The organism is Micromonospora sp. NPDC048909, assembly GCF_040649635.1.
GTDB lineage: Bacteria > Actinomycetota > Actinomycetes > Mycobacteriales > Micromonosporaceae > Micromonospora.
The window spans coordinates 103,090-126,816 of sequence record NZ_JBEZFU010000013.1; the positions used below are offsets into that span (position 1 = coordinate 103,090).

Here is a 23,727-nt window from a genome sequence, read left to right on the forward strand (position 1 = left end):
TGCGGACGGAGATCATCGCTGCTAGCCTTCGGTGCATAGTCATGCGGAGGTGAGTATGGGGATCCGAGTCGCGGTCGCCGGGGCCAGCGGTTACGCCGGCGGCGAGCTGCTCCGCCTGATCGCCGGGCACCCGGAGTTCGAACTGGTCGCCGCCACCGCACACAGCCAGGCCGGGCACCGCGTCGATGTCGTACACCCGCAGCTCACCGGGCTGGACCTGGTGCTCGGCGCGACCGGACCGGAGACCCTGGCCGAGGCGGACCTGGTCTTCCTCGCCCTGCCGCACGGCGAGTCGGCGGCGCTCGCCGCCCAGCTGCCCGCCGACGTCCGGATCGTGGACCTTGGCGCCGACCACCGGCTCGCCAACCCCTACGACTGGGCGCAGTACTACGGCGGCACCCACGCCGGGCAGTGGACCTACGGCCTGCCGGAGCTGCCCGGGCAGCGGGAGCTGATCGCCGGCGCCACCCGGGTGGCCAACACCGGCTGCTACGCCGCCACGATCACCCTGGCGCTCGCCCCGCTGATCGCGGCCGGCGCGGCGGAGCCGGCCGACGTGGTCGTGGTCGCCGCCTCCGGCACCTCCGGGGCGGGGCGGGCCGCGAAGGCGCACCTGCTGGCCAGCGAGGTCATGGGGGACCTGTCGCCCTACCGGGTCGGCACCCACCAGCACGTGCCGGAGATCAAGCAGGCGACCGGGGCGACCAGCCTCTCCTTCACCCCGGTTCTCGCGCCGATGCCCCGCGGCATCCTGGCCACGGTGACCGCGGTGCCGGCCCGCGGCGTGGACCCGCAGGCGGTGCTCGCCGAGGCGTACGCGGACTCGCCGTTCGTGCACGTGCTGCCCGAGGGGCGCTGGCCGCACACCGCCGCCACGCTCGGCTCCAACTCCTGCCACCTGCAGGCCACCGTCGACGTCGACTCCCGCCGCCTGATCGTGCTGAGCGCGCTGGACAACCTGGGCAAGGGCGCGGCCGGCCAGGCCGTGCAGAACGCCAACCTGATGTTCGGCCTGCCGGAGACCACCGGCCTCTCGGTCTGGGGGGTCACCCCGTGACCGTCACCGCCCCTCGGGGCTTCCGGGCGGCCGGGGTGGCCGCCGGGCTGAAGCCCAGCGGCGCGGCCGACGTGGCCGTGGTGCTCAACGACGGACCGGACGCGGGCGTCGCCGCGGTCTTCACCGCCAACCGGGTGAAGGCCGCACCGGTGCTCTGGACCCAGCAGGTGGTCCGCGGCGGCGTGGTCCGGGCCGTGGTGCTCAACTCGGGCGGCGCGAACGCCTGCACCGGCCCGGCCGGCTTCCAGGACACCCACGCCACCGCCGAGCACGCCGCCGCCACGCTCACCGCGGCCAGCCCCCGGCTGATCCTGGGCGCCGGCGAGGTCGCGGTCTGCTCCACCGGCCTGATCGGCGAGCGGCTGCCCATGCCCGCGCTGCTCTCCGGGGTGCGCACGGCCGTTCGTGGGCTGGCCCGCGACGGTGGGCTCTCCGCCGCCGAGGCGATCATGACCACGGACACCCGCTCGAAGACCACCGTCGTGGCCGGCAGCGGCTGGTCCGTCGGAGGCATGGCCAAGGGCGCCGGCATGCTGGCGCCGGCCATGGCCACCATGCTCTGCGTGCTGACCACCGACGCGGTGGCCGGGCCGGAGGAGCTGGACGCCGCGCTGCGCGAGGCGTGCCGGGTCACCTTCGACCGGATCGACTCCGACGGCTGCATGTCCACCAACGACACCGTGCTGCTGCTGTCCAGCGGCGCCTCCGGCATCACGCCCGACCGGGCAGAGCTGACCGCCGCGGTCACCGCCGCCGCCCACGACCTGGCCCAGCAGCTGATCGCCGACGCCGAGGGCGCCACCAAGCAGATCGCCATCGACGTGGTCGGCGCCGCGAGCGAGGACGACGCGGTCGAGGTGGGCCGGGCGGTGGCCCGCAACAACCTGGTCAAGACGGCGCTGTTCGGCAACGACCCGAACTGGGGGCGGATCCTCGCCGCGGTCGGCACCACCGCCGCCGCGTTCGAGCCGGACGCCGTCGACGTCGCGGTCAACGGGGTCTGGGTGTGCCGGGCCGGCGCGGCCGCCGAGGACCGGTCGAAGGTCGACCTGACCGGGCGGGACGTGACGATCCGGATCGACCTGAACGCCGGCGCCGCCGCGGCCACCGTCTGGACCAACGACCTCTCCCACGCGTACGTGCACGAGAACTCGGCCTACTCCTCATGACCCTCTCCGCCGACCTCACCCGCTCCCAGGCCAAGGCCGCCACGCTGATCGAGGCGCTGCCCTGGCTGGCCCGCTTCTCCGGCTCGACCGTGGTGGTCAAGTACGGCGGCAACGCCATGGTCGACCCCGAGCTGCAGCGGGCCTTCGCCGCCGACATGGTCTTCCTGCGCTACGCCGGCCTGAAGCCGGTCGTCGTGCACGGCGGCGGGCCGCAGATCTCGGCCATGCTCGGCCGGCTCGGCATCACCAGCGAGTTCCGCGGTGGCCTTCGGGTGACCACCCCAGAGGCGATGGACGTGGTCCGGATGGTGCTGGTCGGCCAGGTGGGCCGGGAACTGGTCGGGCTGATCAACGCACACGGCCCGTTCGCGGTCGGCCTCTCCGGCGAGGACGCCGGGCTGTTCACCGCGGTACGTCGGTCGGCGTACGTCGACGGCGAAGCGGTCGACGTCGGCCAGGTCGGCGACGTCGAGTCGGTCGACATCTCGGCCGTCACCGACCTGATCGACGCCGGCCGGATCCCGGTGATCTCGACCGTCGCGCCGGACGTCGACGGGGTACTGCACAACCTCAACGCCGACACCGCGGCCGCCGCGCTCGCGATCGCGCTGCAGGCCCGCAAGCTGGTGGTGCTCACCGACGTCGCCGGCCTCTATGCCGACTGGCCGGACGCCGCCAGCCTGATCTCCGAGATCAGCGCCGACGACCTGGCGAAGCTGCTGCCCTCCCTGGAGTCGGGGATGGTGCCGAAGATGGAGGCCTGCCTGCGGGCGGTGCGCGGGGGCGTGCCCGCCGCGCACGTCGTCGACGGCCGGGTCGCCCACTCCACGCTGCTCGAGGTCTTCACCACGGAAGGATTCGGAACGATGGTCGTGAGCGCGAGGAGTGAGCTTGCGAGCCCCGCAGTCGCGAACAAGGAAGGCGCGGTCGAGGTATGAGCAGCCTGGTGCAGCGCTGGGGCCAGACCATGATGGACAACTACGGCACGCCGCCGCTGGCGCTGGTCGCCGGCTCGGGCGCCGTCGTGGTCGACGACACCGGCCGGGAGTACGTCGACCTGGTGGGCGGGATCGCGGTGAACGCCCTGGGCCACGCCCACCCGGCCGTGGTCGCCGCCGTCTCCAAGCAGGTCGCCACCCTCGGCCACGTCTCCAACCTCTTCGTCGCCGAGCCGCCGGTCGCCCTGGCCGAGCTGCTGCTGGCGCTGGCCGGCCGGCCGGGCCGGGTCTTCTTCGCCAACTCCGGGGCGGAGGCGAACGAGGCCGCGTTCAAGCTCTCCCGGCGTACCGGCCGCACCCACGTGGTCGCCACCCGGGGCGGTTTCCACGGCCGGACCATGGGCGCGCTCGCGCTCACCGGTCAGCCGGCGAAGGCCGACCCGTTCCGCCCGCTGCCCGGCGAGGTCACCCACGTCGACTACGGCGACGTGGCCGCGCTGGAGGCAGCGGTCAGCGACGCCACCGCCATGGTCATCCTGGAGCCGATCCAGGGCGAGAGCGGCGTGGTCGTGCCACCCGTCGGCTACCTGGCCGCGGCCCGGCGGATCACCGCGCGGCATGGCGCGCTGCTGGTGCTCGACGAGGTGCAGACCGGCATCGGGCGGACCGGGCACTGGTTCGCCCACCAGGCCGAGGGCGTCGAGCCGGACGTGATCACCCTGGCCAAGGGGCTCGGCGGCGGGCTGCCGCTCGGCGCCACGCTGGCCTTCGGTCGGGCCGCCGGCCTGCTCACCCCGGGCTCGCACGGCACGACCTTCGGTGGCAACCCGATCAGCTGCGCCGCCGCCCTGGCCGTGGTGGCGACCATCGCCAACGAGGGCCTGCTCGACCACGTCAAGCGGGTCGGCGAGCGGCTGCGCCGGGGGATCGAGGCGCTGGGCCACCCGCTGGTCGCCGGGGTACGCGGCGCCGGGCTGCTGCTCGGCGTGGTGCTGACCGAGCCGGTCGCCCCGGCGCTCGGCGAGGCGCTGCGCGCGGCGGGCTTCCTGGTCAACCCGGTGCAGCCGGGCGTGCTCCGGCTCGCTCCGCCGCTGATCCTCACCGCCGAGCAGGTCGACGCCTTCCTGGCCGCCCTGCCCGCCGCGCTCGACGCCGCCGCGCCCGTCGCGGCGTACGCGCCGGAGCTCGGCCAGCGGCGCCCCCCGGCGGGGCCGACGTCACCCCGGCCCTCGACGCCGGTCCAGCCCACCACGACGGAGACGAACGCATGATCCGGCACTTCCTGCGGGACGACGACCTCACCCCGGCCGAGCAGTCGGCCGTGCTCGACCTGGCCGCCCGGATGAAGGCCGACCGGTTCGGCTACCAGCCCCTCGCCGGGCCGCGTTCGGTGGCGGTGCTCTTCGACAAGCAGAGCCTGCGCACCCGGATCTCCTTCGACGCCGGCATCGCCGAGCTGGGCGGGCACCCGCTGGTGGTGGACACCCAGGTCACCCACTTCGGCCGGGGCGAGACCCTCGCCGACGCGGGGCGGGTGCTGTCCCGCTACGTCGCGGCGATCGTGCTGCGCACCCACGGCGACGACCGGATCGCGGAGGTGGCCGGAGGCGCCACCGTGCCGGTCGTCAACGCGCTCACCGACGGCTTCCACCCCTGCCAGCTCCTGGCCGACCTGCTCACCATCCGGGAGCGGTGCGGCGGCACCGCCGGGCGCAACCTCGCCTACCTCGGCGACGCGGCCAACAACATGTCCCACTCCTACCTGCTGGCGGGGGTGACCGCCGGGATGCACGTACGGGTGGCCGGGCCGGCCGGCTTCGCCCCCGACGCCGCGGTGGTGTCGCGGGCCACCGAGATCGCCGCCGGCACCGGCGGTTCGGTGAGCGTGCTGACCGATCCGGCCGAGGCGGTCAAGGGCGCCGACGTGATCGCCACCGACACCTGGACCTCGATGGGCCAGGAGGCCGACGGGCTGGACCGGATCACCCCGTTCCTGCCGTACCAGGTCAACGCCGAACTGCTCGCGCAGGCCGCGCCGGGTGCGATCGTGCTGCACTGCCTGCCCGCGCACCGCGGCGAGGAGATCACCGACGAGGTGCTCGACGGCCCGCGCAGCGCGGTCTTCGACCAGGCGGAGAATCGGCTGCACGCCCAGAAGGCGCTGCTCACGTTCCTGCTCGGGGAAGCGAACCCGGACGCGGCGGCGCCGGACGCCACCGTGATCAGGGAGATCCGATGACCACCCCACTGACCCGCGCCGCCCGGCACGCCCGCATCGTCGAGCTGATCCGGGACAAGGCGATCCGCTCGCAGACCGAACTGGCCGACCTGCTCGCCGGCGACGGCGTCGGAGTCACCCAGGCCACCCTGTCGCGAGACCTGGAGGAGTTGGGCGCGGTCAAGGCCCGCGGCGGTGACGGGCGGGCCGTCTACCTGATCCCCGAGGACGGCCACCGGCCGCTGCGCGACGCCGAGGCCGCCCCCGCCCGGCTGGTCCGGCTGCTGCACGAGCTGCTCAACGGGGTCGACTCCAGCGGCAACATCGCCGTACTGCGCACCCCGCCGGGCGCAGCCCACTACCTGGCCAGCGCGTTGGACCGAGCGGGCCTACCCGAGGTCGTCGGCACCATTGCCGGCGACGACACCATCCTCGTCGTGGCCCGCGAGGCCGACGGCGGGGCCGCACTCGGCGAGAAGCTCGCCGGCTGGGCCCGCCGCGAAGAGAACGTTGAAGGGAGCACCACACCATGACCGAGCGGGTCGTCCTGGCGTACTCCGGAGGGCTGGACACCTCCGTCGCCATTCCGTACCTGGCCGAGCAGACCGGCGCCGAGGTGATCGCGGTCGCGGTCGACGTCGGGCAGGGCGGCGAGGACCTCGACGCGATCCGGCAGCGCGCGCTCGACTGCGGCGCCGCCGAGTCCGAGGTGGTCGACGCGCGCGACGAGTTCGCCGCCGACTACTGCCTGCCGGCCATCCGGGCCAACGCCCTCTACATGGACCGCTATCCGCTGGTCTCCGCGCTGTCCCGGCCGCTGATCGTCAAGCACCTGGTCGCCGCGGCGCGCAAGCACGGCGGCACCATCGTCTCGCACGGCTGCACCGGCAAGGGCAACGACCAGGTCCGCTTCGAGGTCGGCCTGGCCGCCCTCGCCCCCGAGCTGAAGATCATCGCGCCGGCTCGGGACTTCGCCTGGACCCGGGACAAGGCCATCGCCTTCGCCGAGGAGAAGGGCCTGCCGATCGACGTGTCGGCCAAGTCGCCGTACTCCATCGACCAGAACCTGTGGGGTCGCGCCGTCGAGACGGGCTTCCTGGAGGACATCTGGAACGGCCCGATCGAGGACCTCTACTCGTACACCTCCGACCCGGCGGAGCCGCGCGACGCCGACGAGGTCGTGATCACCTTCGACGGCGGCGTACCGGTCGCCGTCGACGGCGAGACGGTCACCCCGTACCAGGCGATCCTGGAGCTCAACCGGCGCGCCGGCGCCCAGGGCGTCGGCCGGCTCGACATGGTCGAGGACCGCCTCGTCGGCATCAAGAGCCGCGAGGTGTACGAGGCGCCCGGCGCGATCGCGCTGATCACCGCTCACCAGGAGCTGGAGGCGGTCACCGTCGAGCGGGACCTGGCCCGGTTCAAGAAGAGCGTCGACCAGCGTTGGGGTGAGCTGGTCTACGACGGCCTCTGGTTCTCGCCGCTGAAGGACTCGCTGGACGCGTTCATCGACGACGCCCAGCGGCACGTCTCCGGCGAGGTGCGGCTCACCCTGCACGGCGGCCGGGCCACCGTCACCGGCCGGCGCTCCGAGGCCAGCCTCTACGACTTCGGCATGGCGACCTACGACACCGGCGACACCTTCGACCAGTCGCTGGCCAAGGGCTTCGTGCAGCTCTGGGGCCTGCCGAGCAAGATGGCCGCCGCCCGGGACGCCCGGCTGGGTGGCTCCTGACCGTGGGGACCACAATGGGCGGGGTGGACGACAAGAGCCTGACCGAGAACAGCGCCGCCACCAACCGGACCAGCCTGTGGGGTGGCCGGTTCGCCGGCGGCCCCGCCGAGGCGCTGGCCCGGCTGTCGGTGAGCGTGCAGTTCGACTGGCGCCTCGCCCCGTACGACATCGCCGGGTCCCGGGCGCACGCCCGGGTCCTGGCCGGCGCCGGCCTGCTGGATCCCGAGGAGCTGGGCCGGATGCTGGCCGCGCTCGACGACCTGGAGGCGGCCTGCGCCTCCGGTCAGTTCCGGCCGACCGTCGACGACGAGGACGTGCACACCGCCCTGGAGCGCGGCCTGCTGGAGCGGCTCGGCAGCCTCGGCGGCAAGCTGCGCGCCGGCCGGTCGCGCAACGACCAGGTCGCCACCGACCTGCGGCTCTACCTGCGCGATCACGCCCGTGGAGTGGCCAGCCGGTTGGTCGAGCTGGCCGAGGCCCTGGTCGAGCAGGCCGAGCGGCACGTGGACACCCCGGCGCCCGGGATGACCCACCTGCAGCACGCCCAGCCGGTCACCTTCGGGCACTGGCTGCTCGCCCACGTGCAGCCACTGCTGCGCGATCTGGAACGGCTGCGCGACTGGGACCACCGTACGGCGGTCAGCCCGCTCGGCGCGGGCGCGCTTGCCGGCTCGTCGCTGCCGCTGGACCCGGTGGCCGTCTCCAAGGAGCTGGGGTTCCGCACCTCCTTCGCCAACTCGATGGACGCGGTCGCCGACCGGGACTTCGTCGCCGAGTTCCTCTTCGTCACCGCGCTGGCCGGGGTGCACCTGTCCCGACTGGGCGAGGAGGTGGTGCTCTGGACCTCGCAGGAGTTCGGCTGGGTGGAGCTGGACGACGCCTTCGCCACCGGATCGTCGATCATGCCGCAGAAGAAGAACGCGGACATCGCCGAGCTGGCCCGGGGCAAGTCCGGCCGCCTCGTCGGCGGGCTGATGAGCGTGCTCACCATGCTCAAGGGCCTGCCGATGACGTACGACCGGGACATGCAGGAGGACAAGGAGCCGGCCTTCGACGCGGTCGACACGCTGGAGCTGCTGCTGCCGGCGCTGGCCGGCATGATCTCCACCATGACGGTACGGGTCGACCGGCTGGTCGCCGCCGCGCCGGTGGGCTACTCACTGGCCACCGAGGTGGCCGACTGGCTGGTCCGCAAGGGCGTGCCGTTCCGCGACGCGCACGAGATCACCGGCCGGCTGGTCGCGCTCTGCGTGGCTCGGGACTGCGCCCTGGACGAGGTCTCCGACGACGACCTGGCGACGGTCAGCGCGCACCTGGACCCGTCGGTGCGTGACGTGCTCTCGGTCCGTTCGGCGCTCGCCGCCCGGATCACGCCCGGCTCCACCGGCCCCGGCCCGGTCGCCGACCAGCTCGCCGCCGCGGCGGACAAGCTGGCCGGCTGGCGGGAGTGGGCCGCCGAACGGGTCGTTCCCCGCTGAGCCTCCGCCCGCGCGGCGCCCCCTCGGGCGCCGCGCGGGCACCCCATGGCTGGTCACACCGTCGGCCGCTCCCGCTTCGGCAGCTTGGCCACCACCGCGTCGTACGACGCGTCGACCGCCTCGGTCAGCTCCTCGTCGTCGATCCCGCCGTCCAGCCGCAGGGTGTTCCACCCGGACCGTCCGATGTAGGGCATCACCCGGGCGTCGGACGGGTACCGGTGCAGCCACTCGTCGGCCGCCTCCCGGGTCGGGCCGCACTTCAACCCGATCGTCGGGTCGGCCGCCGGCGAGCCGAGGAACGCGAAGATCCGGTTGCCCACCTTGACCACCTCGTCGCCCTCCCACGGCTGGTCCAGCCAGGCGCCCGGCTTCGCCAGGCAGTACGCCAGCATCTCCTCGCGCCGCATCGCGCCCTCCCGTCGGTTGGCTTCCCGCACAGTCTGCCCGAGGTAGTGGGAGCCGTCCCGGGTTGACGCCGCTGTCAGGAGAGCGGGTGGGGCGGCCGCGACCCGGTCACTGCCCCGCGGCGGTCGCTCCGGTGCGGTCGGCCAGCCGGTCGAAGCGCTGCCGGGCGGCCTGCGCGCTTCCCAGCCCGAGCCCGAAGGCGATCGCCTGCCAGGTGAGCCCGCGAGCGCGGGCCAGCGTCAACAGGCCCGCCTCCAGCGCGTCGAGTTCGGCGCGGACGTGCGGCAGCAGGGTCAACGCGGCGGTGAGGTCGCCGGCGTCGACCGGCTCCTCGCCGTCGTCGAGCTCGGCCCCGCCGGCGGCCAGGGCCGTGACCAGGGCGACGGCCTCCCACGGGTCGGCCACGTACGGGTTGGCGTAGCGACGCCGACGGGGGTCGGTGCCGGCGTGCCGTTCGGTGATCCGGTTGAGCGCCGCGTAGGTGCGGTGGGCCCGCGCCCGGGCCGGGTCGGGCGCGGCGAACGGGTCGTCCTGCGTCTGGGTCATGAACCGATTCCAGTGCATGAACCGACTGTTGTCAACGGAATGTTGATAACCGGCGGCGGTGCAGCGGCGCCGCCGCCGCCGGCTCAGCGTGCGCGAGATCAGTTCCTCACGGCCACCGACGGCGGATTGTCGTCGGTTCCTTCCGACACCAGCACCAGCTGGTACGCGAACAGCGCGCCCGGCGCGATCCACGACGCCCGGCCACGCGGCTGGCACTGGCTCCGGCCCTCCTGTCAGAGTTTCTCCGTCACCAGGAAATGACTCGGGCGCGCCGTTTCCTACATCGGTCACCACCTCCGGCCCTCCTCCGGAAGCTGGGGATCCGACCAATGTCCTGGGCGCACTGCTGGCGGTCAGCCCGGGACCGGGGTGAAGGAGGCCGACCTCAGGCGACGCAGAACTCGTTGCCCTCGGGGTCGCGCATGACGACGTGCCCCAACGCGTCGCCATAGAACTCCTCGCGGACCACCGTCGCGCCGGCGGCCACCAGCTCGGGCACCTTCTGCCGGATCAGCCGGGCACGCTCGGCCATGTCCCAGGGACCGGGGCCCGCCACCCGGACGTCGATGTGCATCCGGTTCTTGGCGGACTTGCCCTCCGGCACCTTCAGGAAGCCGATGGCGGGCCCCCTGCCGTCCGGGTCGACGATGGAGGCGTTGTCGGGCTCGTCGAAACCGGGTTCCTTGACATAGCCGAGGGCAAGCGCCCAGAAGGCAGCGATCCGCTGGGGATCGTCGGCATCGCAGCCCAGGGTCCAGTAGGTCGCCATGGCGTCAACGTACGCGGGGCGCAACTCGCTGTCTCGGCACGACAGCGCTCCGCGGACGCACGTCCTGACCTGTCAGCCCAGCAAGGCCTTGGCGACGTCGGCCCCGTTTGGTGCTGCCACGCACCAGGCGAAGTGGCCGTCCTGGCCGGTCGGATCGTAGGCGTTCGCCGAGATCAGCGAGTATGCAGCCCGATAGACGAGCATCGTGGCCTGGTCATAGCCCATCCGCACCTCGATCCGGTCGAGGAGATCCTGTTCGACCTGCGGCGCCTCGTGCCGTACATGTCGAAGATCGCCGCGGCGACGGCCGCGTCGAACGCCGGGTCGCCCTCGGTCGTCAGAAAGCCCCAGTCCAGCACGGCGCTCGGGCTGCCCGCGGTGTCGACAAGGATGTTCGCCGGAGTCAGGTCACCGTGGATCACCGCCCGCCGGCCGCGTTCGCGGACCTGCTCCCCGCCGGATCTTGTCCGACGCTCGGCCGGCCGGTGGCCCCGGGATCAGCGGACCTGGGTAGCGTGCCTGTCATGAGTGCGGACACTTTCCGCTCGGTGGAGATCGAGCGCACCAGCATGGGGCAGTACGTCGTGCGGAACAGCCGCGGCGGGTCGATGTCGATGGGCACGGGTGAGGACGGCAGCTTCACGCCGGTGGAACTGCTGCTGGCGGCCATCGGCGGGTGCACCGCGGTGGACGTCGATTACATCACCAGCCGCCGCGCCGAGCCGACCGAGTTCTCCGTCGAGGTCACCGGCGACAAGATCCGGGACGAGACCGGGGGAAACCGGATGGAGAACCTCACGGTCGCGTTCACCGTGACGTTCCCGGCGGGCGAGGACGGCGACAAAGCGCGCGAGGCGCTGCCCCGGGCGCTGCAGCAGTCGCACGACCGGCTCTGCACCGTCTCCCGTACCGTCGAGCTGGGCACTCCCGTCTCGACCAGCGTGGCTGCCGGTTCGCACGAGGACTGAGGTCCCCGGGCGGAGTCGCCGGTGGCGTTCGCGCGACAGCGGTCAGCACTCCCACACCGGCGGGTCACGAGTACATCAGGTGCAGGGTCATCCCGGCGTCGGCGTGCGCCAGGTTGTGGCAGTGGTTGGCCCACACCCCGGGGTTGTCGGCCCGGAACCCCACCTCCCACACGTCGCCGGGACGGACGTCGAACGAGTCCAACCACAGGGGACTCCCGGTCGCCGGCTCTCCGTTGCGGGACAGCACCAGGACGTGATGCCCGTGCAGATGCCACGGGTGCACCACCGATGATCGGTTCACGATCGTGAACTTGACGACGTCGCCGAGGCGTACGACCTGCGGTGGGATGTCGGGATCGGCCGCGCCGTTGACGGTGTGGGCATAGCGCGGAAGCAGTCCGTGCAGGTCGAGGCCGCGATCCAGGACGAGGGTGAACTCCTTGTCGTACCGGGGCCACGGCACCGGAGAACCGACACCGTAGCCGAGCGGATCCAGCACCGGCCATCCGCCGGTCGCCGCCGACACGCCTCCGGTCGACCACACCGTCCGTCCGTCCACGAACAGCGCCACCGGTGTGGCGGGCGCGGAAAAGACCAGGTCGTAGCGTCCCCCGGCCGGGATCAGCACGGCGGTGTCCACGAGCGGGGTGGGGCCCCGCAGGTCGTATCCGTCGATCGCGGCCACCCGGAACGGGGTTCCGGCCAGGGCGTACCGGTGCGTCGTGCTGTCGGTGTTGATCAACCGCAGCCGCACGGGCGCCCCCGCCTCGACCGGCTCCACTTTCGGTGCGGGCAACGGCAGGCCGGCCAGCGTGTGCACCGGCACCGTGACGTCGACGCCGCTCACCGGCGCCGCGCGCACCACCAGGACGCCGTAGAGCCCCATCCGCACGCCGACGTCGGAGACCGCGTGCGTGTGGTACCAGTACGTCCCGACCTGATCGGCGCGGAACCGGTAGACGAACTCCTGTCCGGGCAGCACCGCCGCCTGCGTCACGCCGGGCACCCCGTCCTGGCTGTTCGGCACGTCGTACCCGTGCCAGTGCAGCGTGACGCCCCGCCCGATGTCCCGGTTGCGCAGCGTCACCTCCAGGACGTCGCCGACGGTGGCGGTCAGCTCCGGCCCGGGAACCTGCCCGTTGAACGCCCACGCCCCGACGTCCCGGCCGCTCACGCTCACCGTGGCGGTCCCGGCCGTCAGGGTGAACCGCCGGGTCGGTTCGCCCACGGTCCGCGCGTCCCGATATTCGTGATCATGGGGTACGCCGGGAGCCGCGTCCGGGGTGGCGGCCAGCCCGGTTCCGGTCACCAGCGCCGCGACCGCCACCGCGAGGGCCGTCCGGGACACTGTCCGCGACGGGCGCCGGCCGAGGGCGCGCCAGGACACCGCGGTCGCCGCGACGACCCCGGCGACCGCGAGCAGCCCCACGCCCGGCGACGCCGGATAGCCGTGCAGGACCGTGACGAGCAGCCCGCCGCTCACGGCGTACCCGCCGAAGAGGAGCGGGACCGCGACGGACCGGATGTCGTCCGGGGCCCGCAGCAGCCGCGGCCCGGCGACGGCCACCGCCGCGAGCGACAGCGGGGCGGCAACGAGGACCTTCTCCGCCGCGAACCACCAGCCGGCGCGGGCGAGCGCGGTGATGGTGACCGCGCGGGCGAGCGTGGCGAGCAGCGCGAAGGCGGCCAGCCCCAGGGCGAGCGGACGGCGCCGGGCAGCCGACGCGGCGCCCCCGCCCAGCCAGCCGGCGGCCGCGAGGATCGCGATCACCAGATCGGCTGCGAGCAGCGAGCCGACGCTCATGCCGGCTCCTTGACGGTCACCTGCGTGTCGGCGGCCGGCGCGGGCTGGGCCAGCTTCCGCGCTGCCCGGCAGACGCCGAGGACGACGTGCACCGCGACGATTCCGTTGAGGGCGTGCAGCGCGGCGATGGTGAGGCCGAACGGAGTGCTGGCGCCCGCGGCATCGGTGGACCCGTTCGCGAGCGCGGCGAGGAGCACCTGCACGACGACCAAACCGAGCGGCAGGAACGCCAGTCCGACGAGCCGCCCCGGTGCCTTCGCCAGTGCGGCGAGCAGGATGGTGAGCAGGGAGAGGACGGGGATGACCGCCATCCCGTTGACGCTGTGCAGGACATAGGCGCCGTCGCCCGCGGGCTTCGTGAAGGCGCCCACGGCGGCGAAGAGGAACTGCAGGGCGAACGAGACGAGCAGCAGCGTGCTGACGATGACCAAGGCCTTGCGCATGGTGACCTCCTAGCGGGGAGCCGGGGCCAGTGCCCGGGCGACGTGGTCGGTGGCCGTGATCGCGCCGTACGCGACCAGCCGCACCAGGTCGGCGTCGGCCGGGTGGGACATCCGCCACAGGGCGACGTCGCCGACGGTGACCGAGCTGGGCGCGAACGCCGTCAGCAGGGCGATGCGTGTCGCCACCCGGTCCGCGCCCGGCACGTCCCGGACCAGGTCGACAGCCCAGTCCGCGGGCCGGTCCGGGTACCGTCCGTCCTCCCAGCGCACGGTGGCCGTGACGGTCTGGCGAGCCACGTCGCCCAGCAGGTCCCCGCCGCGCAGCGCGGCGTTCCGCAACCCCGCGTACGCGACGCCCACCGGGCTGTCCCCGGCCCAGGCCGGCGGTGCCGTCGTTCCGGCGTCGAGCAGCGGCAGGCCGCGGCCCGGCTCCTTCGGCTCCCGGGCCGTCCTTGCATAGAGGCGGCCCCCGACGGACCGCACCGCGCGCGAGCGCTGCAGGCCGCCGGGCAGCAGATCGGGGTCGAGCAGCGCCGAGACGACCCGGTTGATGAAGTGGAAGGCGAGCAGGGTGCCGGTGACCTCCGGGCGGTACGGGCTGGTCCAGCCGGCGGCTCTGGGGCTGCGGCTGGCCTCGGCCCAGGCGGCGAGCTCGGCGTGCCTCGGCTCCGGTGGCGTGCCGCCCCGGGCGATCGCCTCGGCCAGCTCGTGCTCGCCCAGCGCGTGCAGCAGCATCACGTGGGCGTCGACGCAGAACCGGCAGCGGTTGGCCCGGGACACCGACGACGCGACGACCTCGCGGTCGACCCGGGACGCGTCCCCGGCGAGCAGGGCCTCACGCATCAGCGCCCAGGTCGCGGCCAGCACCTCCGGCACGGCCGAGAGCGCCTGGAAGGTGGGCGCCGGCCCGAGGAACTCGTCGCGCAGCTGTCGGTAGACCTCCGCGGTGAGACCGGTCGCCGCCTTTGCGGGAGTGGGGGTGAAGAAGCGGTATGTCATGGGCTCGATGCTCGCCGCGGCGGGACCGGAAAACGTCGTGCCACCGCAGGCACTTGGCCCACCACCGATACCGCGTCCGCAGTACGCCTCAACTACTGCGCGCGCGGGATGCCCCGCTGACGACGGCCGCTCTACAGTGCGACCATGCGCCGCGATCTGCCGTACGCCCTCAGCGGTCTCGTCCTCGGCCTCCTCCTGCTCGGCAACGCCGCGCTCGCGCCGGACGCCGCGCCGGTGCGGGCGCTCGACGTCGCCCTGGTCCTGGTCATGGCGGCGGCCCTGGCGGTGTGCCGGCGGTACCCGGTGGTGGCGCTGATCGCGGTGACCGCCACGATGCTGGCCCTGCATCTACGGGTGCACCCCGGGGTGTCCGCCGCGTTCCCCGTCCTCGGCGCGGTCTACGTCGCCGCCTGGCGGGGGCACCGATCGGTCACCGCCCTGGCCAGCCTGGTCTTCCTGAGCGGCTTCCTGGCCCGCGACATCTCGGTCGCGCCCGCCGGCCGGCCCGGCCAGCAGATCGTCGAGCGGACCGCCCTGCTGCTGGGCTGGTTCTTCGCGGCCAACATCGCCGGGCTCATCGCCCGGCAGCGCCGGGCGTACCTGGAACAGGTCGAGCAGCGGGCGGTCGAGGCCGAACGCACCCGCGAGGAGATGGCGTTGCGTCGCGCCGGGGAGGAGCGCCTGCGCATCGCCCGGGATCTGCACGACTCACTCACCCACAACATCTCCGTGATCAAGGTGCAGGCCGGGATCGCCGTGCACCTGGCCCGCAAGCACGGCGAGGAACCGTCGGCCACGCTGCTGGCGATCCAGGAGGCCAGCAGCGCCGCGATGCGGGAACTGCGGGCGACGCTGGACGTCCTGCGCTCACCCTCCGACGGGGATTGCGTCGGGCTGGCCCGGGTGGGCGAACTCGCCGAGCGGACCCGGACGGCCGGCGTGCCGGTGCAGGTGAGCGTCACGGGTCAGCCCCGGGACCTGCCCGCCGAGGTCGACCAGGCCGGATACCGCGTCGTGCAGGAGGCCCTGACCAACGTGGCCCGCCACGCCGGCCCCGCCACCGCGCAGATCCACGTCGAGTACGCCCCGGCGCAGCTGACCGTCTCGGTGACCGACGACGGCCAGGCCACGCCGGCCCGGCCGGTGACCCCGGGGGTGGGCCTGCGCGGCATGCGGGAACGGATCACCGGACTGGGCGGCACGCTGCACGCCGCCGCCCGCGACGACGGCGGCTTCGCGGTACGGGCCAGGTTCCCGCTGGACGAACAAGCATGACCGAACGCTTGCGCGACGTCCGGCCAGTTCAGTCCGCCATGGATCGTGGCGGCTCCGACCGGAGGGAGGAGCCGGCATGATCCGGGTGCTGCTCGCCGACGACCAGGCCCTGATGCGGGCCGGGTTCCGGGCCCTGCTCGACGCCGAGGACGACCTGGAGGTCGTCGGCGAGGCCACCGACGGAGCTTCGGCCGTACAACTGTCGCGACGCCTGCGGCCGGACGTCGTGCTGATGGACGTGCAGATGCCGGGACTCGACGGCATCGAAGCCACCCGGCGCCTCGCCGCCGATCCCGACCTCGCCGCGGTCCGCGTGCTCATCCTCACCAACTACGGGCTCGACTCCTACGTCTTCGCCGCACTCCGCGCGGGCGCCAGTGGCTTCCTCCTGAAGGACGCCGACCCCGCCGACCTGTTGCAGGCCGTCGCCGTCGTGGCCCGCGGCGACGCACTGCTCGCCCCGGTGGTCACCCGCACGCTGATCAGCGAGTTCGTCGCCGGTCCGCCGCCGGCCGACCCGGCAGCCGGACGCGACGTGCTGACCGCGCGCGAACAGGAGATCGTGGAGCTCGTCGCCCGGGGGCTGAGCAACGACGAGATCGCCGAACGCATGGTGATCAGCCCGTTGACCGCCAAGACGCACATCAACCGGGCGATGACCAAGCTGCACTGTCGCGACCGTGCACAACTGGTCGTGTGGGCGTACGAGTCGGGGCTGATCACACCGCGTCGCAGGTGAGGCGGGCGAGATTCAGGCGCAGGTATCACGCGCCGGCACGTTCGGGCTCGCGATCGGCGAGACTGGCGTCGCACACGGTGGCGCAGGGTCAGGTCAGCAGACCCTCTCCACCGGAGAGCCGCAGCTGATGGCGTACGGTGACCGGCGCCCGCACGATGCCGATCTTCGTCCCTCCACTCGCGTCCAGGATGATCGCGGTGATCATGCCGGTGACGCCCGGGTCGATCTCGAAGAGGCCGGACATGTCGAGCTCCAGTCTCGCCGGCCGGTGCAGGCGTAGGACGTCGCTCAACGCGGTGCGCAGGGCGTCGACGTCGGCGCGGCCCACCGATCCGCGCAGAACGAGGGTGACCACGCCTGCCGCCCGGATCATCGACGTGATCGACAGAGCCGTCATCGCGGGCGGCGTCGGGCCGGAATGCCCACCGGGCTGCACACGGGGAAGACGCCGGCCGGCTCCGGATCGCTCGCGGAGCCGAAGGTGGGATCGTCGGGGTACGGTCAGGGAAGCATCACGGGTTCTCCGCTAGGGACGGGACGGGGTCGCAGCGTGGCGATCGGCGGCTCGCCGAGCATGCGGATCACTCGCGGCGGGGCACGGCTGTCGCGTGACACGGCGGCGGTTGGGGCACACACTCGGAATCGACTACCTGGATGACGTCGGCCAGGACGCGGCCGTCGAGGCCGACCCGGCAGAGGCGGTACCACGGGCGTTACTGGAGGCGACCGACGTCGGACCGCACGTCCTGGTCGACCCCGCGCCGACGGTTCGCTCACCCGGGACCCTCGCACCGCCGCCGACTACGAACTGCTGATGATCCAACGCTGACGGCCCTGGCCAGGCATCAGTTCGCAGGCCGCGGGTGACGGCACCGCGATGGGGCATCGGTGTACCGGATCGCGCCCGGCGACAGGACTCTGGCTCGGGCGACTCAGGCCCGGTCGGTGAGCACCGTCTCCAGTGGCGGGGTGGCCGAACGCCCGAACACGTGCGCGGCGAGCAGCGCTACCGTGAGCACGACCAACGCCCACAGTGTCGGCAGCATCGTCGTCACGGGGGCCAGCGCGACGACGACCAGGATCACCGCCCATCGGCGACCGACGCGACGGTGCGCGCGTCGCCACACGAGGTGATCGGCGAGCAGGAACACGATGATTCCGCACACCAGGGTGAGCTGCCCGAGCATCATCGGAGTGCTCGCATGCCGCCCCTGCGGCAAGGTCGTGCGCAACCCGAAGGCGACCAGCACGAGACCGCCGACCAGGAGCAGGTGCAGGTACGCGTAGGCGTCGCGGGCCAGGGCGCCTCGTTGGCGGGTGGTGGCGAGCTCGGCGAACCGTTGGCCGACGACGACATCCGTCCCGACGTAGGTCCACCACAATGCCGACAGCAGTCCCGCGCTCAGCGCTACGGCTCCGAGAGTAGCGATCGAGATGGGCGGGTCGCCCACGGCTATGCCGGTGGAGACGACCGCTTGGCCGAGCGCGACGAGGATGACCAGGTTGAAGCGGCCCATCCATCGGCTGACCGAGTGCAGCCGCCAGTTGCGGGCTCCGATGAGGTAGCCGCCGCCCACGTCGATGACGATGGCGACGACCCAGCACACGGTGGTCAACGGGGTGAGTGGGTCGCCGGTGGTCGGGGCGGTCAACACCGCGCACAGCAGCAGGGCCATCCCCACCCCGGTCGGTGCGGCTGCCAGGATCACAGGGGTGCGAAGGGCGGCATCGTGGCGGACCGCCAGCCAGAACACCACCAGGTGCAGAAGGCGTACCGCCCCGTACGCGGTTACGACGATCAGCGGCGCGGGCAACCCCCGGGGCACGTAGCTGAACGTCTGGGGTATGGCGACGCCGAGCATCAGGATCAGGGCCACCGCGGCGAGCACGATCAGTCGCAGCAGGGTTCCTGCGTTGCGGATCGTGGTGGTGAACCAGGTGTAGTTGACCCAGGACCACCACAGCAGCGCCAGGACGGCCAGTCCCTGGAGCACCCCGACGGCCGAAGGGTGTCGGGTCATCAGCACGGTGACCTGGATGAACGCGTACACGAAGGCCAGATCCAGGAAGAGTTCCTCCGGGGTGGCGTCGACCTCCTGGCCGGCCGTCACCGCGACGGCGCGGTGCAGCTGGCGGTGGCGACGTCGCAGCACCGTCACGTGGGCGAGCACCACGCAGACCAGCGCACCGGCGAGGAGCGTGAGTGATCCCAGGGCTGTCAGATGGCGGGCCGGCGTGATCAGCAGCGCCACGAGCACGAGGCCGAGCACGGGGCCACGGCCGACCCGCCGAACGATGCGCCATTCGAACGCCAACAAACCGAGCAGGTACAGGATCACGCCGCCGTACAGAACCGCCGGTTCGGCCACGTCCCAATGGTCGGGGTGGCCGACCTTGGCCCCGCCCAGCGCCTTCTTGAGCCCGAACGCCACCAGGATGAGCCCGCCGATCATCGGCAGGTGCAGAAACGTGTAGGCGTCGCGGGCGAGGCGGGACCGGGCAGCAGCCGGGGTCGCATCCAACGCCTGCTCGGCACGGGGTGACGCGATGTCGAAGTACGCCCACCACAGGAACGCCACGACGACAAGACCGAGCGCGGAGCCGGCGAGCACCGACCAGGTGATCGGATCGTCGCCGATGAAGCCACGGCTGGTGCCGATCGAAATGATCGTCTCGCCGAGAGCGATCAGCATGATCAGATTGTGCCGTTCGACCCAGTGTCGAACTGACGTCAACTGCCAGCTGCCGGTGCCGGGTGCCCGTAACCCCGCGTAGTCGACGACGATCGCCACCCCGAAGAGCAGAAGTTGGAGAACTTCCGTTCTCCGCCCAGCCGGTAGTTGGTAGGGCAGCAGGGCCGCGCTGAGCAGCAGGGGAGCGCTGCCGGCCAGGGGTAGCCACGCCCGCCGGGCCGGAGCGGCGGAGTTCGCCGAGCCTCGCTGCTCGCGGGCGATGATCAGCAGGGACCCCACCCGAGCCGCCAGGAAACCGCCGACGAAGACGAGGGGTCCGGAAAGCCCACCCGGTTGGTCGACGAAGACCTCCGGAATGGCGACAGCGACGAGCAGGATCGCGGTCGCCGCCGCGAACACGACGACCGGCCGGCCTCCCCGGTCGAGCCGGACCAGGTTCCCCGCCCAGGCGTACCCGACCCAACTGCGCCAGAGCAGCAGCACCACCACGGCTCCCTGCAGTAACGCGTCCAGAGCGGAGCGTTCCGACATGAGCCGGGTGACGTTGATGAAGGCGAAGACGAAGACCAGATCCAGAAAGAGCTCCGAGCGCGTGACCCCGCCATGCGTCGCAACCTTGATCTGTCCATCGGGCGGCGTCGGCCCGGGCGAAGCCGTTTCCCCAGCGCCGCCGTTCACCCGCCTACTGTCTCAACGAATGAGATCAGCGGCAGACGAACGATGAACCCTCGGCTCCGCGCCCGCAGGCCGACACCGTGATGCTCAGCCTGACGGCCCGTCGCCGGGTGACGGAGGAGTGAAAGACCGACCCGCCGGGTGTGTCCGAGAGCCGGCCGGGTACCCCGCGAGTTCAAGAGCTCGACAGGTGGAGGGGCCATGAGCGACGCGACGGGCCAACCCCGGCATGACGGGCGGACGGGCAGTGCGACGGAACGGCTGACGGCGGAGGTGGCCGACGCCGTACGCGGCGAGGTGCGGGTCGTCCGCGACCAGCTGACCGAGACGTTGCGTCCGGCCGGCCTGGGCGTCGTCCTGCTGGGCACCGCGAGTGCCTGCCTGGTGCTCGGCGCGGGCGCGGCCTCGGCCACCGTGCTGCGCATGCTGGAGGCGTTCCTGCCCCGCCGGTTGGCCACGGCCGGTCTCACCGCTGGTTATGTGGCCGCGGCCGTGGTGCTCGGCCGGCTGGGGCTGCAACAGCTGCGCGCGGCGGGTGGCACCTCGGCCCGGCTCGCGGACGAGGTGCGCGACATGGTGTCGACGACCGCGGGCCGGGTGATGCCGGCCGGCGCCGACATCGCCCGCGACGAGCTGAATCGACAGCGGAAGCCCTGAGCGGACGGCGGCGTGCGCGCCGCGACGTTGTCTGCCCGGTTCGCGGCTGGCCGCGATGGTCAGCCAGCGTCCAGGACCTCGCGGAGCCTCGTGGCGAATTCCTCGGGCTTGCCCGCGTAACCGAACTCGCCGCCGAGGAAGCCGCCGTGATGGCTCGGGAACACCGTTGCCTGCTGGCCGAGCAGAGTGGCGGTGCCGAGGGCCGTACGCGCGGTGTAGGTCTGCGCCGACTCCTCGCCGACGGCGATCACGATGCGGGTCGGTGCCGCGTTGAGCAGGCCCGGGTCGGGGCGGTAGTCGGTGATCGCCCAGGAGTTCTTCGACAACAGCGGATTCTCGCGGCTGCCGTCGTCCTCGGTCGGCATGCCGAACATTGCCGGGTCGGGCGCGGGCTGGGCGAAGTAGGCGTCGGTGAATTCACCCTGCCAGGACGTCATCGCGATGAAGGCGGCCATGCCCGCGCCGAAGCCCTTCGCCTGATATGCCTCGTAAAAGGCGGCCCGGGCCCGCTCGGCGGCTGCCGCGTCGGGAAGCACGGCGTTGATCGGCGGCTCGTGCGCCACCAGCGTGACGACATCGCCGGGTCGGGTGGCGACCAGCTCCAGCGCGGTCACCGCACCGCCGCTGCTCGCGAACACGTCGACCGGACCGGCACCGAGCGCCTCGATCAGCAGGTGCAGGTCGGCCGCCTGCTGCTGCGGCGTGTTGTCGGACCGGCCGTCCGTCCGGATGCTGCGGCCCAGGCCGCGCGGGTCGTAGGTGACGACCGTGCGGTCGGTGAAGTTGGCGGCGAGCGCGGTGAAGCCCTCCGCCGTCATCGGCTGACCGATCAGAAGCAACGCCGGCCGGCCGTCGGCCGGCGGAAGCGGTCCTCGTACGTCGTAGACCAGATCGACGCCGGGCACGGCGAGCGTGTGTGTCTGGGTCCTCGTCATGACGCTGAGACTACGGCCAGGTGGGATCGGGCAGGGCGCGACGTGACGGGAGCGGCCCGGCGGGCCGGCAGCGCATCAGACGTCGTGCTGGAGGCGGGTGGACCGGCTGCGGGGCCCGCGGGCCCCGCAGCCGGTCCAGGTCAAGCCAGCTCGGACGGGCGGTAGCTGGTCGATCCCGTTGCGGTGTGCACGGTGACCGTGAGGCGGTCGACCTCGCCGCCCTCAGGGCCCGGCCACCAGGCCGCCCACCAACCGGACTTGACGCTGGCCTGGAAGACCCTGCCGCTGTCGAGCCGTACGTCCACCCCGGTGACCCCCGGGCACACCAGGCCGACGATGTTCGACCATATGGCGTCACCACTACCCACGGAACTCATCGTCTGCAGGTCCACCGTGCCGGTGGGCAGCGCCGGCAGCGGGCCGTCGGCCAGACCCATCGAGGCGAGCAGGTCGTCGCCCGATCCCGCGCTCATGCACTCGACGATGACGCCGCCGCTCTTGCGCATGATGAGCAGCGTCGCGAGCCCGCGCTGCTCGGCGAGGAGCACGTCCGCCGGGTCGACCGACGGGGAGCTGCCCCCTACGTCGTTCCCCGCGCAGATCCGGGCCTGTGGCAGCACCTGTTCGCCGGTGAGCGACCCGGGCGCGGGCGTCCAGGCCGCGACCGCGTCCTCAGCCGTTCCGGGCAGCAAGGCGGGCACGGCCACGACCGCGACGGCACCCGCGGCGGCGGCCGCGACCAGGGCCGCCACCAGCCGGCGCCGCACCGGCCGGCGAGTCGACTCCCCGGTGGCCTGGCCGGCCATCACACGCTCGACGAACGCCTCGGAACGGGTCCATTCCACCGGGCTGGGCTCGCGCCCGCGCGCTGGGTCAAGCACGGCCAACTGCTGCAGGTCCCTCATGCTCGGCTCCATGACTGCTGCTCCTTCGTCGGGCGTAACGCGTGCCAGGCGCGTTCCAGGTCGATCCGCGCCGCCACACTCACGCTGTCGTCGGACTGCTCGCGTGCCTCCAGTGACACCAGTCGGACGTCCAGGGCCTGGCGCCTCAACCAGCCGCGCGACTGGTTGGCCATGGTCCTGCGGGCCACCGCGAACAGCCACGGTCGAGCGTCGTCCGACAGCTCGTCGAATTTTCCTTGGTTGTCCATGCCCCCTACCTGTCCGGCTCACTGGCCACTGCCACACCCCGATTTGCCGGCCGCCCACGGCAAGGAGGTCATCCTCCTCGCGCTGCTCGCCCTGTTCGGAGCGGGCCGGGCTACGAAGAGGTCGCCCGGCTGATGCCGGAACGAGGCATCCGGCCGGGGCGGAAGCATTAGCGTGGTGATCGGGACCCTGCGTCGCCAGCGGCGCTCGGCAACGGCGGCTCGCGTGCCCATCCGGGGGACACGGCCGCCGTCGCGCCGCGCGGGCCAGGAGATTCACGGGTACGCCGGGCGAGCCTATGGGGACGCGATCAGTTCAGGGAGGCCGCGATGAGCCCGAAGGATGCTCGCAGCGACGCGGGTGAGACGACGAGCATCGAGAACCTCGACCTCAAGCTCGAGGTGATCGTCGTGCCGGTGTCGGATGTCGACCGCGCGAAGGAGTTCTACCGGCGCCTCGGATGGCGGCTCGACCAGACACCGCCTGGCATTGTCCAGCTCACGCCACACGGCTCCGGCTGCTCGGTGCAGTTCGGCCCGGAACTCACGTCGGCGGCGCCAGGCTCGGCCATGGCGTACCTGATCGTCTCCGACATCGAGGCGGCCCGCAACGCCCTGGTCTCCGCCGGTGTCGAGGTGGGCGACATCTTCCATCCGAGCCCGAACGGCCCGGTCAACGGGCCGGATCCCGAGCGGCGCAGCTACTTCTCGCGCGCCACCTTCCACGACCCGGACGGCAACACCTGGCTGATGCAGGAGATCACGACCAGGCTTCCCGGGCGTATCGAGACCGGTGTGACGTCGTTCGGCTCCGCGAGCGAACTGGCGAGCGCGCTCCGACGCGCGGCCGCCGCCCACGGCGAGCACGAGGAGCGCACCGGCGAGCGGGACGAGAACTGGCCCGACTGGTACGCGACGTACATGGCGAGCGAGCAGACCGGGGCCAAGCCACCCCGGTGAGCCGGGGCGCCGAACTGCCGGTGATGCTGGGGCCTCGCCGCCACACTCTGCTGAACAACCGGCGAGGCAGGCCCCCGACGCACTGGCCGACCGGGAGGACCTGCGTCGTTCGCG

At 72.7% G+C, this 23,727-nt stretch carries 25 protein-coding genes and 1 pseudogene; 13 read left to right on the forward strand and 13 right to left on the reverse strand.

All coding sequences use genetic code 11. The features are described from left to right. The first annotated feature begins 55 nt into the window (after positions 1–55). Genes argC through argH form a run of 8 tightly spaced genes read left to right on the forward strand, consistent with a single transcriptional unit; the run spans position 56 to position 8,595 of the window. The gene (gene argC / locus AB0C04_RS27705) at positions 56–1,057 is read left to right on the forward strand and encodes an N-acetyl-gamma-glutamyl-phosphate reductase (protein ID WP_357059972.1); all 1,002 of its coding nucleotides are present in this window, start codon (positions 56–58) and stop codon (positions 1,055–1,057) included. Next, complete coding sequence (gene argJ / locus AB0C04_RS27710) at positions 1,054–2,226, forward strand: bifunctional glutamate N-acetyltransferase/amino-acid acetyltransferase ArgJ (protein WP_357059975.1); 1,173 nt, start codon at positions 1,054–1,056, stop codon at positions 2,224–2,226. Before argC ends, argJ begins: the two co-directional genes overlap by 4 nt. After that, the gene (gene argB / locus AB0C04_RS27715; RefSeq protein WP_357059978.1) at positions 2,223–3,164 is read left to right on the forward strand and encodes an acetylglutamate kinase; all 942 of its coding nucleotides are present in this window, start codon (positions 2,223–2,225) and stop codon (positions 3,162–3,164) included. Before argJ ends, argB begins: the two co-directional genes overlap by 4 nt. Continuing rightward, on the forward strand, positions 3,161–4,435 hold the full coding sequence (locus AB0C04_RS27720) for an acetylornithine transaminase (RefSeq protein WP_357059981.1): 1,275 nt from the start codon (positions 3,161–3,163) through the stop codon (positions 4,433–4,435). The genes argB and AB0C04_RS27720 overlap by 4 nt, the downstream gene beginning before the upstream one ends. Beyond that, positions 4,432–5,403, forward strand: a complete 972-nt coding sequence (gene argF, locus AB0C04_RS27725; RefSeq protein WP_357059984.1) for an ornithine carbamoyltransferase — start codon at positions 4,432–4,434, stop codon at positions 5,401–5,403. Before AB0C04_RS27720 ends, argF begins: the two co-directional genes overlap by 4 nt. Continuing rightward, entirely contained in the window at positions 5,400–5,915 is a 516-nt protein-coding gene (locus AB0C04_RS27730) for an arginine repressor (RefSeq protein WP_350870902.1), read from the forward strand. The genes argF and AB0C04_RS27730 overlap by 4 nt, the downstream gene beginning before the upstream one ends. After that, the gene (locus AB0C04_RS27735) at positions 5,912–7,117 is read left to right on the forward strand and encodes an argininosuccinate synthase (RefSeq protein WP_357059989.1); all 1,206 of its coding nucleotides are present in this window, start codon (positions 5,912–5,914) and stop codon (positions 7,115–7,117) included. Before AB0C04_RS27730 ends, AB0C04_RS27735 begins: the two co-directional genes overlap by 4 nt. A 14-nt stretch (positions 7,118–7,131) precedes the next feature. Further along, positions 7,132–8,595 (forward strand): argininosuccinate lyase, encoded by a 1,464-nt coding sequence (gene argH / locus AB0C04_RS27740; protein WP_350871151.1) that lies wholly within the window; start codon positions 7,132–7,134, stop codon positions 8,593–8,595. A gap of 53 nt (positions 8,596–8,648) precedes the next feature. Here argH and AB0C04_RS27745 read toward each other — a convergent pair whose 3' ends face one another. The 5 genes and pseudogenes from AB0C04_RS27745 to AB0C04_RS27765 form a co-directional block, all read right to left on the reverse strand. After that, entirely contained in the window at positions 8,649–9,002 is a 354-nt protein-coding gene (locus AB0C04_RS27745) for an MmcQ/YjbR family DNA-binding protein (RefSeq protein ID WP_357059992.1), read from the reverse strand. 106 nt (positions 9,003–9,108) lie between these two features. Further along, on the reverse strand, positions 9,109–9,546 hold the full coding sequence (locus tag AB0C04_RS27750) for a DNA-binding protein (protein WP_357059995.1): 438 nt from the start codon (positions 9,544–9,546) through the stop codon (positions 9,109–9,111). Between the two features lie 385 nt (positions 9,547–9,931). Then, positions 9,932–10,315 carry a VOC family protein gene (locus AB0C04_RS27755; RefSeq protein ID WP_357059997.1) on the reverse strand — a complete coding sequence of 128 codons (384 nt, stop codon included), beginning with the start codon at positions 10,313–10,315 and terminating at the stop codon, positions 9,932–9,934. A gap of 72 nt (positions 10,316–10,387) precedes the next feature. Next, positions 10,388–10,540, reverse strand: a complete 153-nt coding sequence (locus AB0C04_RS27760; RefSeq protein WP_357060000.1) for a hypothetical protein — start codon at positions 10,538–10,540, stop codon at positions 10,388–10,390. After that, positions 10,489–10,740 (reverse strand): annotated as a pseudogene (locus AB0C04_RS27765) (phosphotransferase); the annotation flags it as partial. The gene AB0C04_RS27760 and the pseudogene AB0C04_RS27765, both read right to left, overlap by 52 nt. A 99-nt stretch (positions 10,741–10,839) precedes the next feature. On the opposite strand from AB0C04_RS27765, the gene AB0C04_RS27770 reads away from it, so the two are divergent. Beyond that, on the forward strand, positions 10,840–11,283 hold the full coding sequence (locus tag AB0C04_RS27770; protein ID WP_357060003.1) for an OsmC family protein: 444 nt from the start codon (positions 10,840–10,842) through the stop codon (positions 11,281–11,283). Between the two features lie 64 nt (positions 11,284–11,347). On the opposite strand, the gene AB0C04_RS27775 is transcribed toward AB0C04_RS27770, so the two are convergent. Genes AB0C04_RS27775 through AB0C04_RS27785 form a run of 3 tightly spaced genes read right to left on the reverse strand, consistent with a single transcriptional unit; the run spans position 11,348 to position 14,529 of the window. Further along, a complete protein-coding gene (locus AB0C04_RS27775; RefSeq protein WP_357060006.1) occupies positions 11,348–13,087 on the reverse strand; it encodes a multicopper oxidase family protein in 1,740 nt (579 codons plus the stop codon). Continuing rightward, the gene (locus AB0C04_RS27780) at positions 13,084–13,530 is read right to left on the reverse strand and encodes a DUF6220 domain-containing protein (protein ID WP_357060009.1); all 447 of its coding nucleotides are present in this window, start codon (positions 13,528–13,530) and stop codon (positions 13,084–13,086) included. Before AB0C04_RS27780 ends, AB0C04_RS27775 begins: the two co-directional genes overlap by 4 nt. Positions 13,531–13,539: 9 nt before the next feature. Further along, entirely contained in the window at positions 13,540–14,529 is a 990-nt protein-coding gene (locus AB0C04_RS27785; RefSeq protein WP_357060012.1) for a carboxymuconolactone decarboxylase family protein, read from the reverse strand. Between the two features lie 144 nt (positions 14,530–14,673). Between AB0C04_RS27785 and AB0C04_RS27790 the strand changes: the two genes are divergently transcribed. Further along, positions 14,674–15,804, forward strand: a complete 1,131-nt coding sequence (locus tag AB0C04_RS27790) for a sensor histidine kinase (RefSeq protein WP_357060015.1) — start codon at positions 14,674–14,676, stop codon at positions 15,802–15,804. Between the two features lie 76 nt (positions 15,805–15,880). Then, complete coding sequence (locus tag AB0C04_RS27795; RefSeq protein ID WP_357060018.1) at positions 15,881–16,543, forward strand: response regulator transcription factor; 663 nt, start codon at positions 15,881–15,883, stop codon at positions 16,541–16,543. Between the two features lie 88 nt (positions 16,544–16,631). Here the strand turns inward: AB0C04_RS27795 and AB0C04_RS27800 are convergent, their stop codons facing one another. Together AB0C04_RS27800 and AB0C04_RS27805 are read right to left on the reverse strand one after the other, a co-directional pair. Next, a complete protein-coding gene (locus tag AB0C04_RS27800) occupies positions 16,632–16,940 on the reverse strand; it encodes an STAS domain-containing protein (RefSeq protein ID WP_357060020.1) in 309 nt (102 codons plus the stop codon). Between the two features lie 535 nt (positions 16,941–17,475). Further along, positions 17,476–19,914, reverse strand: coding sequence for a low temperature requirement protein A (locus tag AB0C04_RS27805; protein WP_357060023.1), 2,439 nt, complete (start codon positions 19,912–19,914; stop codon positions 17,476–17,478). A 198-nt stretch (positions 19,915–20,112) separates the two neighbouring features. Here AB0C04_RS27805 and AB0C04_RS27810 point away from each other — a divergent pair, with 198 nt between their 5' ends. After that, positions 20,113–20,568, forward strand: a complete 456-nt coding sequence (locus AB0C04_RS27810; RefSeq protein WP_357060026.1) for a phage holin family protein — start codon at positions 20,113–20,115, stop codon at positions 20,566–20,568. Between the two features lie 59 nt (positions 20,569–20,627). Here AB0C04_RS27810 and AB0C04_RS27815 read toward each other — a convergent pair whose 3' ends face one another. The 3 genes from AB0C04_RS27815 to AB0C04_RS27825 form a co-directional block, all read right to left on the reverse strand. Continuing rightward, positions 20,628–21,503 carry an alpha/beta hydrolase gene (locus AB0C04_RS27815; RefSeq protein WP_357060029.1) on the reverse strand — a complete coding sequence of 292 codons (876 nt, stop codon included), beginning with the start codon at positions 21,501–21,503 and terminating at the stop codon, positions 20,628–20,630. Between the two features lie 140 nt (positions 21,504–21,643). Continuing rightward, positions 21,644–22,408: a hypothetical protein gene (locus tag AB0C04_RS27820; protein ID WP_357060032.1), complete on the reverse strand. Its 765-nt coding sequence runs from the start codon at positions 22,406–22,408 to the stop codon at positions 21,644–21,646. Then, a complete protein-coding gene (locus AB0C04_RS27825) occupies positions 22,405–22,656 on the reverse strand; it encodes a hypothetical protein (protein WP_357060034.1) in 252 nt (83 codons plus the stop codon). Before AB0C04_RS27825 ends, AB0C04_RS27820 begins: the two co-directional genes overlap by 4 nt. A gap of 327 nt (positions 22,657–22,983) precedes the next feature. Here AB0C04_RS27825 and AB0C04_RS27830 point away from each other — a divergent pair, with 327 nt between their 5' ends. Continuing rightward, a complete protein-coding gene (locus AB0C04_RS27830; protein WP_357060037.1) occupies positions 22,984–23,613 on the forward strand; it encodes a VOC family protein in 630 nt (209 codons plus the stop codon). The last annotated feature ends 114 nt before the right edge of the window (positions 23,614–23,727 follow it).

Coding starts and splice junctions, on each gene's coding strand:
- argC (WP_357059972.1), top strand. CDS start 56: ATGGGGATCCGAGTCGCGGTCGCCGGGGCCAGCGGTTACGCCGGCGGC.
- argB (WP_357059978.1), top strand. CDS start 2,223: ATGACCCTCTCCGCCGACCTCACCCGCTCCCAGGCCAAGGCCGCCACG.
- AB0C04_RS27720 (WP_357059981.1), top strand. CDS start 3,161: ATGAGCAGCCTGGTGCAGCGCTGGGGCCAGACCATGATGGACAACTAC.
- argF (WP_357059984.1), top strand. CDS start 4,432: ATGATCCGGCACTTCCTGCGGGACGACGACCTCACCCCGGCCGAGCAG.
- AB0C04_RS27730 (WP_350870902.1), top strand. CDS start 5,400: ATGACCACCCCACTGACCCGCGCCGCCCGGCACGCCCGCATCGTCGAG.
- AB0C04_RS27735 (WP_357059989.1), top strand. CDS start 5,912: ATGACCGAGCGGGTCGTCCTGGCGTACTCCGGAGGGCTGGACACCTCC.
- argH (WP_350871151.1), top strand. CDS start 7,132: ATGGGCGGGGTGGACGACAAGAGCCTGACCGAGAACAGCGCCGCCACC.
- AB0C04_RS27745 (WP_357059992.1), bottom strand. CDS start 9,002: ATGCGGCGCGAGGAGATGCTGGCGTACTGCCTGGCGAAGCCGGGCGCC.
- AB0C04_RS27750 (WP_357059995.1), bottom strand. CDS start 9,546: ATGACCCAGACGCAGGACGACCCGTTCGCCGCGCCCGACCCGGCCCGG.
- AB0C04_RS27755 (WP_357059997.1), bottom strand. CDS start 10,315: ATGGCGACCTACTGGACCCTGGGCTGCGATGCCGACGATCCCCAGCGG.
- AB0C04_RS27760 (WP_357060000.1), bottom strand. CDS start 10,540: ATGGGCTATGACCAGGCCACGATGCTCGTCTATCGGGCTGCATACTCG.
- AB0C04_RS27770 (WP_357060003.1), top strand. CDS start 10,840: ATGAGTGCGGACACTTTCCGCTCGGTGGAGATCGAGCGCACCAGCATG.
- AB0C04_RS27775 (WP_357060006.1), bottom strand. CDS start 13,087: ATGAGCGTCGGCTCGCTGCTCGCAGCCGATCTGGTGATCGCGATCCTC.
- AB0C04_RS27780 (WP_357060009.1), bottom strand. CDS start 13,530: ATGCGCAAGGCCTTGGTCATCGTCAGCACGCTGCTGCTCGTCTCGTTC.
- AB0C04_RS27785 (WP_357060012.1), bottom strand. CDS start 14,529: ATGACATACCGCTTCTTCACCCCCACTCCCGCAAAGGCGGCGACCGGT.
- AB0C04_RS27790 (WP_357060015.1), top strand. CDS start 14,674: ATGCGCCGCGATCTGCCGTACGCCCTCAGCGGTCTCGTCCTCGGCCTC.
- AB0C04_RS27795 (WP_357060018.1), top strand. CDS start 15,881: ATGATCCGGGTGCTGCTCGCCGACGACCAGGCCCTGATGCGGGCCGGG.
- AB0C04_RS27800 (WP_357060020.1), bottom strand. CDS start 16,940: ATGACGGCTCTGTCGATCACGTCGATGATCCGGGCGGCAGGCGTGGTC.
- AB0C04_RS27810 (WP_357060026.1), top strand. CDS start 20,113: ATGAGCGACGCGACGGGCCAACCCCGGCATGACGGGCGGACGGGCAGT.
- AB0C04_RS27815 (WP_357060029.1), bottom strand. CDS start 21,503: ATGACGAGGACCCAGACACACACGCTCGCCGTGCCCGGCGTCGATCTG.
- AB0C04_RS27820 (WP_357060032.1), bottom strand. CDS start 22,408: ATGAGGGACCTGCAGCAGTTGGCCGTGCTTGACCCAGCGCGCGGGCGC.
- AB0C04_RS27825 (WP_357060034.1), bottom strand. CDS start 22,656: ATGGACAACCAAGGAAAATTCGACGAGCTGTCGGACGACGCTCGACCG.
- AB0C04_RS27830 (WP_357060037.1), top strand. CDS start 22,984: ATGAGCCCGAAGGATGCTCGCAGCGACGCGGGTGAGACGACGAGCATC.